Raw genomic sequence first — 8,784 nt, 5'->3', positions numbered from 1 at the left:
GAGGTTAGGGGTTCGACTCCTCTCGGGCGCGCTTTTATTAACGGGAAGTGGCTCAGCTTGGTAGAGCACCTGGTTTGGGACCAGGGGGTCGCAGGTTCAAATCCTGTCTTCCCGATTTTCCAAAAAACATGGGGCCTTAGCTCAGCTGGGAGAGCGCCTGCCTTGCACGCAGGAGGTCAGCGGTTCGATCCCGCTAGGCTCCACTTTATTTTTTATATGTCGGAGGTATACCCAAGTTCGGCTGAAGGGATCGGTCTTGAAAACCGACAGGCGGTGAGAATCGCGCGGGGGTTCGAATCCCTCTACCTCCTCCATTTTTTTAAAAAAGTGGTTTAGTTACATATAAAAAAATATTGATTTTCCTTCATGGAGGTATACCCAAGTTCGGCTGAAGGGATCGGTCTTGAAAACCGACAGGCGGCGAGAGTCGCGCGGGGGTTCGAATCCCTCTACCTCCTCCATTTTTTTAAACAATATAATATCGTCGCGGGGTGGAGCAGTACGGTAGCTCGTCGGGCTCATAACCCGAAGGTCGCAGGTTCAAATCCTGTCCCCGCAACCAATGGTCCCGTGGTGTAGTGGTTAACATGCCTGCCTGTCACGCAGGAGATCGCCGGTTCGACCCCGGTCGGGACCGCCATTTATGTTGGCTCGGTAGCTCAGTCGGTAGAGCAGAGGACTGAAAATCCTCGTGTCGGCGGTTCGATTCCGTCCCGAGCCACCATTTTTTTTATGCCGGCTTAGCTCAATTGGTAGAGCAACTGACTTGTAATCAGTAGGTTGGGGGTTCAAGTCCTCTAGCCGGCATCATTTAGGGGCATAGTTTAAAGGTAGAACTGAGGTCTCCAAAACCTCCAGTGTGGGTTCGATTCCTACTGCCCCTGTAAGTATATGGGCCTATAGCTCAGCTGGTTAGAGCGCACGCCTGATAAGCGTGAGGTCGATGGTTCGAGTCCATTTAGGCCCACCATATATATTATTCCGCAGTAGCTCAGTGGTAGAGCTATCGGCTGTTAACCGATCGGTCGTAGGTTCGAGTCCTACCTGCGGAGCCATGGCCCGTTGGTCAAGTGGTTAAGACACCGCCCTTTCACGGCGGTAACACGGGTTCGAATCCCGTACGGGTCATAAAAAAAAGAGTCAGCAATATGCTGACTCTTTTTTATTTTGTAGAATCCTTCTTTATCAACTGATTTTCCTGAAATAAATAAAGGGATTTAGGAAAAGCTATGGTATGTATAAAAAGGAGGAGACAAAAATGACACGAGTGAGAGACTTTATGAGTACTCATGTTGTACATTGTACACCGCTAGACAATGTATATGAGGCTGCTGTAAAAATGAAGGAAGAATCGGTTGGATTGATTCCTGTTGTTGAAAATGAACAAGTTGTTGGGCTTGTTACTGATCGAGACCTAGTTGTTCGTGGGATTGCTGAAAAACATCCTGGATCTAATAAAATTACAAATATAATGACAACAAACATTGTTTCAGTTTCTCCAGATGATTCGATTGAAAAAGCTACAGAATTAATGGCACAGTATCAAATTAGACGCTTACCAGTAGTTGAGAGTGGGCAACTTGTGGGTATGCTAGCCCTAGGTGATTTAGCTATAAGAGAATCGGCTGATGATCAAGCTGGCTTTGCTTTAAGTGAAATCTCGGAGCACATGGAATAAAGTATGTATAAAGATCAGATACATTATTCTAGTATATATGGATTAAACTAATATGTTAGCGTGATGTATCTGAGACATTATATAATAAATATAGCGTTAATATTTCCGACAGTTTATTAAAAATTTGTTATTCCTAATTTTTAATAAGAGGAAAAATGATATACTAATAGATATAAGTATTATGATAGAATTTGAATATAACAATATTCATTGTTAATGATGTGATAATGAATTAATATTTCCTACGTAGATAAAGTGAAACTTTAATTATTGGGGGGCCATCCCAAAATAATTATTAGTTGAACCAATCGGGCTTTTATGGGCAGCTTTATCTCCCACCTAACTTCCTCGCATTCGCAGAATTTTGAGGTGGGGGTCTTACTGCCCGCAAATAGCGGGATAAAAAGGAAAGGGGAATTATATGAGGGCTGTACAGGGCGATCCAAATTGGAATTTGGTTACAGATACATATATAGAACCAAACAATTTCGCTGAGTTATTTTCTTTGCTTGTGCCTTGTCATCCAAAAGGTGAAGGGAAAGAGCGAACTATATTAGTATGGAAAGAAAAAGAGTTTTATAAAGAAGAAAATTTAGCGGCATTTATCGTATATGGAATGAAAAAAATAAAGGGTTTACCGCAGTTTCATAAAGATGAAATTCCAACTTTAGTACGTATTCTGCGTTTATGTCAAGAGATTGGTTGGTATGAAGAGGCAAATGCTTTTATGATAAGCCAGGGGCTAGAAGAATTTGTCCAAACTTCATTGGAATATGAAACATGGGATCTTTTGACGCAAGCGGTTGCTTTAAACTATTTAATTATTAAATATCGTATTGGTGAATTAACAGATGGCGATGTGGAAATTTGGAATCGAGTTAAATTTAGTGAGAAATGTATAACAGATTGTAAACATCTATTATCGCATAAAGAAGTATTGGAATTTACATTCTTTTATATGTGTAAGCGAGCTAAGCTACTGTCAAAAGAGCAATTAAATAGTGATATGATGAATCTAGCAATGTATTGTAATACCTTTGTGTATGATTTGTATACACATGACTTATTACGAAAGTATCGTAAGTGTACAGATTTTCTATCATATTATGGACCAAGTCAAGCAGTTTTAGCTTGTCAAAGAGCTGTACTTTCTCAAATTTCAGATCGATTAGATCCATTAAAGACAACGCATGTAGATGATTATTTATATGTGATGAAAGAAATGATGGAGCATATGACGATAGGGGTAATGGATCGATATGGTCATTTTATTGGAAAGTTGCTATCATATGTACCATTTTTTGAAATGATTCAAGTTCCACAACATGCATATTATTGTGAAGAATTACTTTATATTTGTAAGGGCATTGAATACAAAGAAGAAATACTACGCAATTATATATTTATACAATTACATGATTGTTTACCATCTTTCTTTAAACTATTTCTTAAAAATAAGCGTTATGCAACGATTCATGATATTCTTTTCTATTGGTGCGATGATGAACAAAGAATGAGTTTAGAGAAAAAATATAATCTTAGTTTTATTTATGAAAAATATGCTTGTGGTTAAACCGTATTTTACATATTAAAAATTAATATAAATTAAAAAGGATCTCAAGTTTATGTGAGATCCTTTTTTGTTAGTAAAACAAGGAGAAAGTAACTAAGATAAGAAATAACATTCCATAAAGGAGAATTTGTGCAGTATAACTTCCTTGTATACCAAAAAAAGTATTCATTTTTTCATATAAATGCAGTATATATTTCGTTGGATTATCTTTGAAAGATTGGTACACAGTGTCTCCTCTTTCTAAGCTTCTTGTTCATGTTTTTGGTTATGAGGAACATTAATGTATCTAGCTATGAATAATAAAACACCTATAAAGAGTACAGGAAGTATGGTAGATAAATAAAAACCAGTACTAATTATATTTGTTATAAGAGCACTCAAAAGAAAAATTGCATTATAAATATGCGCTATTTTTTGTTTTAGCCGCATTTGTAATGCTTCCATAATGATTTCTAAGGCAACAAAAGTAATAATAATAGATAAAAATACAGTGTTCGTATTATAAATGATTAAACAACAGATTAGGCCTAAAAAGGCTAAGTATTCAATTATGAGAGGTATATTGATATTACGTGGCATACAATTTACCTAACTAAATATGGCAGTGGATTTACTGCATTTGTTTTTTCAAAATTCCATTCTCCATTATGTAATTCAAAATGAAGATGTTGCCCGTATGAATGACCTGTGTTTCCCATATGACCTACTAATTGTCCAGCTTGTACTTGATCCCCAACTTGTACAGCACGATCTTTCATATGAGCATAAACTGTTGTATATAATTTCCCGTTTATTTGATGGGCAACGAACACGACATTGCCGTAGCTAGCCGAATAATAAGATTTCACAACTTTACCTGCAGCAGCGGCTTGAATAGAGATGTTGCCTTGTGCTGCAATATCTATACCATAATGCATTTGTTCCCAGCGCATATCAAAAGTTGAGCTAATTCTTCCTTGAGTAGGAAATTTGAAAACAGCTGGAATTGATGAAGGTTGAGCTGTTTTAGTTTGTGATTGATTTTGATGTTGCACTACATAGTGTTTTGCTACATATCCGTATCCTGTGCCAAAACGAATTTTATACCAAGTACCTACCGTTTCTACTACTTGTACTTGTGTACCATTTTGTAACGAACCAAGTAGAGAGCTACTTGTACTAGCGTTGCTACGTACATTTAATTTTGGTGTTGCAACAGTATAAGAAGGTGAACCTTGTACAGCTACACCTTTTACTAGAGGTATGGATCCATTAGATACAAAGTTTTTTTGTACGTATCCAATTTGACCGTTATGTAATATTTTGTACCAATCCCCTTGTTCACCTTGAATGGTAATGAATTGACCATTTGGTAATATATCTAGAATAGAAGACTCTGTATTAGGTTCAGAGCGAACGTTTAATGCGTTTGCATTTACGATATATTGATTCTTTGATTGAACATTTTTTTTGAATAGAATTGCATCTTTTTTTATGTAGCCTGTTTTGTTGTTAACAGATACTTTATACCAATCTTGAGTTGTCTCAAGAATAGTAACCGGGCTATTAAATCGAATGTTGTCAATTATTGCACTGTCTGCATGGTTATTTTGATGTAGTGCAACGTTGTCAATTTTTACATATCCAGTTTTTACTTTAGATGGTTGCTTAGCAGCAGCTGTTTGTATATTGGATTCTCCCATAGAAGGAAGTAAAGAAGCAATTGCGATAGTAGTGGCTGTTAAAGCTGTAGCTTTCATATTCATGTAATAAAGACCTCCTCTAGTTGTATAGTTGTAATTTTATTATAGTATAAAGATATAATATATTGGTCGTATTCACATAAATGTAATATGAAATCAATAAAAATAATGTTAGAAGAGAGGTTCGTAAATAAACATTGTATATATCATTTGTGGGATCGCATTTATATTTGTTAAACACATTAATATTTAATGGATAATTAAGAAAATTAAAACAGTTGATGATGTCTTATTACAGTGTTATACTGACAGTGATAATTTTATAGTTTGCTAGGAGAGCTGGTGTTGCCAGCTGAGAGTAGGCCGTAAGCCTTTGATCCTTTTCATTACCTGATCTAGATTATGCTAGCGTAGGGAAGCAATTCGGACACTAACAATGAGTCCCCGTTTCTTTGCGTATAGAAACGGGGCTTTTTTATTTGAAAATTTCATATTGAAACCACTAGGGGTGCTTGATGTGCTGAGAGAGGAATAATCCTTAACCCTTACAGACCTGATCTAGGTAATACTAGCGAAGGGAAGTGGACAACGAATAAATGTATAATTTTATTTGCTGTAACCACTTCTTATATAGAAGTGGTTTTTTATTTAGATACATATATCGGAAGGGGAAATAGAAATGAAATTTTGCGATAGATTATTAGAAACTGTACAACCAGTTTGGGAGATGAGTCATAATCATCCGTTTGTAGTAGGTATGGGGGATGGCACGTTAGAAAAAGATAAGTTTCAGTATTATATTATTCAAGATTATTTATATTTGTTAGATTATGCAAAGCTATATGCCATCGGTGTTGTAAAGGCAACAAATCCACAAGTAATGGGGAAATTTGCTGAACAAATTGATGGAATATTAAATGGAGAAATGACGATCCATAAACAGTATGCAAAAAGACTTGGAATTTCTATAGAGGAGATAGAGTCAGCAAAACCATCTGCTAAAAATTTAGCTTATACAAATTACATGATGTCTGTATCTCAAAATGGCACACTTGCGGAATTAATAGCAGCACTTCTTCCGTGTATGTGGAGCTACTGGGAGATTGGAAAGCGTTTAAATGATATTCCTGGAGCAAGAGATCATGAGTTCTTTGGTGAGTGGATTCAAGGATATAGTTCTGAAGAATACGGTAACCTTTGTATTTGGTTAATAGATTTATTAAATGAAATGGCAGTTGGAAAGTCTGAAAAAGAGCTAGATCGATTAGAGGAGATTTTCCTATATTCCAGTCGATTTGAATATTTATTCTGGGATATGTCCTATCGTAAGGAGATGTGGGGATTTGAGGAGCAAGAACATACTACAGTTTCATAATGTTTCTTTTCATTATGATGAGAAACCAATCATCAATGAATTAAATGCTTCTATACAAGATAAAGAGTTTGTAAGTATTATCGGACCGAGTGGATGCGGGAAAAGTACTTTATTTCGCCTTATTACAGGTTTAGAAGAAGCAAGTACTGGACAGATAGAGCTGACAGAAACAAAGAGCCACCCTGTAGGGTATATGCCCCAAAAAGATATGCTCTTGCCGTGGAGGACGATTATTGAGAATGCTGCCCTGCCGCTAGAGTGCCAAGGTGTGCAGAAAAAAGAAGCGCAAGTAAAAGCGAAAGAACTGTTACATAAATTTGGGTTACAAGGATACGAGGCGAAATATCCGAAAGATTTATCTGGTGGTATGAGACAACGTGTATCTTTTATCCGAACTTTATTAACGGGCGGGGAGATATTATTGTTAGATGAACCGTTTAGCGCATTGGACGCTTTAACGAAGGCATCTTTGCAAGAATGGTTGTTTGAACAATGGAAAGAGTGGGAAAAAACAATTTTATTTATCACTCATGATGTTGAAGAAGCATTGTTTCTTTCTAATCGAATTTTCGTTGTAGAAAATCAACCGATAGCAACTTTAACTGAGCGAATTGTACCGCTTGATCGTAACCGAACAAGAAAGGATTTATATAGGCCTGAAGTATTGGCGCTTAAAGATGAGCTCCTTAGTATGTTACAAAGGCAGGTACTTGTATGATGAACCGTTTGAAAGAATTAGTTCCTGCTCTTACACTTTCTAGTATTTTACTCGTTATGTGGGAAGTAGGAGCAAGAATTGTAGATGAGATGTACATTTTGCCATCACCTTCTGCAATTGTAATGAAGATATGGAAACTAAAAGACATATTATTTACGGTTCATTTACCGGCAACGTTATACGTCGTTTTAATAGGTGTTGCTATTTCTATCGTATTAGGTGTGGGGCTAGCAATGTTAATGAATGCGAGTACGTGGATGGAAAGAGCATTTTACCCATTATTAATAGCTTCACAAACCATCCCGATTACAGCACTTGCGCCCCTATTTGTTTTATGGTTTGGATATACCATTTGGAGTAAGGTTGTTGTCACAGTTTTAATTACGTTTTTCCCAATTGCGGTCAATACGTATGATGGACTGCGTAGTACGAAGAAAGAGTGGGAGGAGCTCTTAGTTACGTATGGTGCAACGAAAAAAGATATTTTTCTAAAGCTAAAGTTGCCATCTGCTCTTCCTTACTTTTTCTCAGCGTTAAAAATTGCAGTTCCGCTTAGTGTGATAGGGGCAGCAATTGGAGAATGGCTCGGTGCACAAGCTGGGCTTGGATATTTCAGTAAAAGAATGATGACGCAGTTAGACGGAGCTGGTGTATTTGCACCCATTGTATTGTTATCATTATTAGCTATTTTCTTCGTCATACTTATTTCCATATTAGAAAAGAAATTTATTAGTTGGAGGAAACATTCATGAAATTATTAAAACGCATCTTTGTGTTTACATTATTAGTTGCAATGATTGCAGGATGTTCGAGTAATTCAGCATCAGATAAGAATAAAACAGAAAAAGAAATAACAGTAATGCTTGATTGGTACCCAAATGCGGTACATAGCTTTATTTATACGGCAATTGAAAAAGGATACTTTAAAGAAGAAGGAGTAAAGGTGAATATTAAATTCCCTTCTAATCCGACTGATCCATTAACGCTAGCGGCAGCAGGGAAAGTGACAGTTGGTTTGTATTATCAACCAGATGTTGTCATGGCAAAAGCAAATGAACAAATTCCAGTGAAATCAATTGGAGCTGTCGTACGTTCGCCGTTAAATCATGTTGTATCACTGAAATCAGCAGGTATTAAGTCACCTAAAGACTTAGAAGGAAAGACAGTTGGATATTCTGGAACTCCTTTAAGTGAAGCATATTTAAAAACGATGGTAAAAGAAGATGGTGGTAATCCAGATACAGTAAAAGTAGTCGATGTTGGATTTGATTTAGTACCAGCGTTAATTACGAAAAAAGTAGATGCTGTAACAGGAGCATACATTAACCATGAAGTACCTGTTATGCGTCATGAGGGCCATGAACCAGCATACTTTAATCCAGCTGATTACGGAGTACCGAACTACCATGAGCTTGTGTTTGTAACGGGTGATAAAACATTGAAAAAAGATAAAGAAGCATTGCAAGCCTTTTTACGTGGGGCACAAAAAGGGTATGAATTTATGAAGAAAAAACCTGATGAAGCATTAAATATTTTATTAGATCATCAAGAAAAAGAAAACTTCCCGCTTGTACCAGAAGTTGAAAAAGAAAGTATGAAAATTTTATTAGAGAAGATGGAAACGAAAGATGAGCCATTCTTATCGGATTCAAAAGAGTCATGGGAGAAACAAAACAAATGGTTGAAAGACAAAGGAATGACGAAAGAAATTGTTCCAGCCGATGAATTATTTGAAAACATTTTAAAGTAGGCGAGTGA

Annotated in this window: 8 protein-coding genes, 12 tRNA genes and 2 riboswitches; of the genes, 18 read left to right on the top strand and 2 right to left on the bottom strand. The window is 36.6% G+C overall.

The genetic code is table 11. The features are described 5' to 3' along the window. Positions 1 to 41 precede the first annotated feature (41 nt). The 14 genes from Q3V31_RS23370 (at position 42) to Q3V31_RS23305 (ending at position 3,251) form a co-directional block, all read left to right on the top strand. Positions 42 to 115, top strand: a tRNA-Pro gene (locus Q3V31_RS23370). Positions 116 to 130: 15 nt separating this feature from the next. Further along, a tRNA-Ala gene (locus Q3V31_RS23365) sits at positions 131 to 203 on the top strand. 18 nt (positions 204 to 221) lie between these two features. Further along, positions 222 to 314: transfer RNA gene (locus Q3V31_RS23360), tRNA-Ser, on the top strand. A gap of 54 nt (positions 315 to 368) precedes the next feature. Beyond that, positions 369 to 461, top strand: a tRNA-Ser gene (locus Q3V31_RS23355). Between the two features lie 24 nt (positions 462 to 485). Continuing rightward, positions 486 to 562, top strand: a tRNA-Met gene (locus Q3V31_RS23350). Positions 563 to 564: 2 nt separating this feature from the next. After that, positions 565 to 640, top strand: a tRNA-Asp gene (locus tag Q3V31_RS23345). 8 nt (positions 641 to 648) lie between these two features. Beyond that, a tRNA-Phe gene (locus Q3V31_RS23340) sits at positions 649 to 724 on the top strand. A 10-nt stretch (positions 725 to 734) separates the two neighbouring features. Continuing rightward, positions 735 to 807, top strand: a tRNA-Thr gene (locus Q3V31_RS23335). Positions 808 to 813: 6 nt separating this feature from the next. Further along, positions 814 to 884: transfer RNA gene (locus Q3V31_RS23330), tRNA-Trp, on the top strand. A 9-nt stretch (positions 885 to 893) separates the two neighbouring features. Further along, positions 894 to 970 (top strand) — tRNA-Ile (locus Q3V31_RS23325). A 10-nt stretch (positions 971 to 980) separates the two neighbouring features. Further along, positions 981 to 1,055 (top strand) — tRNA-Asn (locus Q3V31_RS23320). Position 1,056: 1 nt separating this feature from the next. Next, positions 1,057 to 1,128, top strand: a tRNA-Glu gene (locus tag Q3V31_RS23315). A 130-nt stretch (positions 1,129 to 1,258) separates the two neighbouring features. After that, complete coding sequence (locus tag Q3V31_RS23310; protein WP_000199003.1) at positions 1,259 to 1,678, top strand: CBS domain-containing protein; 420 nt, start codon at positions 1,259 to 1,261, stop codon at positions 1,676 to 1,678. A 421-nt stretch (positions 1,679 to 2,099) separates the two neighbouring features. Then, positions 2,100 to 3,251 carry a DUF3965 domain-containing protein gene (locus Q3V31_RS23305; RefSeq protein WP_016128719.1) on the top strand — a complete coding sequence of 384 codons (1,152 nt, stop codon included), beginning with the start codon at positions 2,100 to 2,102 and terminating at the stop codon, positions 3,249 to 3,251. A gap of 240 nt (positions 3,252 to 3,491) precedes the next feature. Here the strand turns inward: Q3V31_RS23305 and Q3V31_RS23300 are convergent, their stop codons facing one another. Together Q3V31_RS23300 and Q3V31_RS23295 are read right to left on the bottom strand one after the other, a co-directional pair. Next, complete coding sequence (locus tag Q3V31_RS23300; RefSeq protein WP_016128720.1) at positions 3,492 to 3,830, bottom strand: hypothetical protein; 339 nt, start codon at positions 3,828 to 3,830, stop codon at positions 3,492 to 3,494. Between the two features lie 5 nt (positions 3,831 to 3,835). Beyond that, complete coding sequence (locus tag Q3V31_RS23295) at positions 3,836 to 4,996, bottom strand: SH3 domain-containing protein (RefSeq protein ID WP_016128721.1); 1,161 nt, start codon at positions 4,994 to 4,996, stop codon at positions 3,836 to 3,838. A 259-nt stretch (positions 4,997 to 5,255) separates the two neighbouring features. Beyond that, positions 5,256 to 5,367: riboswitch (TPP riboswitch) on the top strand. 60 nt (positions 5,368 to 5,427) lie between these two features. Beyond that, positions 5,428 to 5,530, top strand: a riboswitch (TPP riboswitch). A gap of 82 nt (positions 5,531 to 5,612) precedes the next feature. Between Q3V31_RS23295 and tenA the strand changes: the two genes are divergently transcribed. From tenA to Q3V31_RS23275, 4 genes are read left to right on the top strand one after another with little or no spacing between them, the layout of a single operon-like run. Continuing rightward, positions 5,613 to 6,308 (top strand): thiaminase II, encoded by a 696-nt coding sequence (tenA, locus tag Q3V31_RS23290; RefSeq protein WP_000666826.1) that lies wholly within the window; start codon positions 5,613 to 5,615, stop codon positions 6,306 to 6,308. Further along, the gene (locus tag Q3V31_RS23285; protein WP_001256819.1) at positions 6,277 to 7,026 is read left to right on the top strand and encodes an ABC transporter ATP-binding protein; all 750 of its coding nucleotides are present in this window, start codon (positions 6,277 to 6,279) and stop codon (positions 7,024 to 7,026) included. The genes tenA and Q3V31_RS23285 overlap by 32 nt, the downstream gene beginning before the upstream one ends. After that, positions 7,026 to 7,778, top strand: a complete 753-nt coding sequence (locus Q3V31_RS23280) for an ABC transporter permease (protein WP_033658277.1) — start codon at positions 7,026 to 7,028, stop codon at positions 7,776 to 7,778. The genes Q3V31_RS23285 and Q3V31_RS23280 overlap by 1 nt, the downstream gene beginning before the upstream one ends. Then, entirely contained in the window at positions 7,775 to 8,776 is a 1,002-nt protein-coding gene (locus Q3V31_RS23275) for an ABC transporter substrate-binding protein (RefSeq protein WP_000771331.1), read from the top strand. The genes Q3V31_RS23280 and Q3V31_RS23275 overlap by 4 nt, the downstream gene beginning before the upstream one ends. The last annotated feature ends 8 nt before the right edge of the window (positions 8,777 to 8,784 follow it).

The organism is Bacillus nitratireducens (assembly GCF_036320425.1).
Lineage (GTDB): Bacteria > Bacillota > Bacilli > Bacillales > Bacillaceae_G > Bacillus_A > Bacillus_A nitratireducens.
Note: the sequence above shows the minus strand (reverse complement) of the source record. Positions and strands in the feature narration are given on the sequence as shown.

Bases quoted from the DNA above. Each gene is read 5' to 3' on its own strand.
- Q3V31_RS23310 (WP_000199003.1), top strand. From the start codon at position 1,259: ATGACACGAGTGAGAGACTTTATGAGTACTCATGTTGTACATTGTACA.
- Q3V31_RS23305 (WP_016128719.1), top strand. From the start codon at position 2,100: ATGAGGGCTGTACAGGGCGATCCAAATTGGAATTTGGTTACAGATACA.
- Q3V31_RS23300 (WP_016128720.1), bottom strand. From the start codon at position 3,830: ATGCCACGTAATATCAATATACCTCTCATAATTGAATACTTAGCCTTT.
- Q3V31_RS23295 (WP_016128721.1), bottom strand. From the start codon at position 4,996: ATGAATATGAAAGCTACAGCTTTAACAGCCACTACTATCGCAATTGCT.
- tenA (WP_000666826.1), top strand. From the start codon at position 5,613: ATGAAATTTTGCGATAGATTATTAGAAACTGTACAACCAGTTTGGGAG.
- Q3V31_RS23280 (WP_033658277.1), top strand. From the start codon at position 7,026: ATGAACCGTTTGAAAGAATTAGTTCCTGCTCTTACACTTTCTAGTATT.
- Q3V31_RS23275 (WP_000771331.1), top strand. From the start codon at position 7,775: ATGAAATTATTAAAACGCATCTTTGTGTTTACATTATTAGTTGCAATG.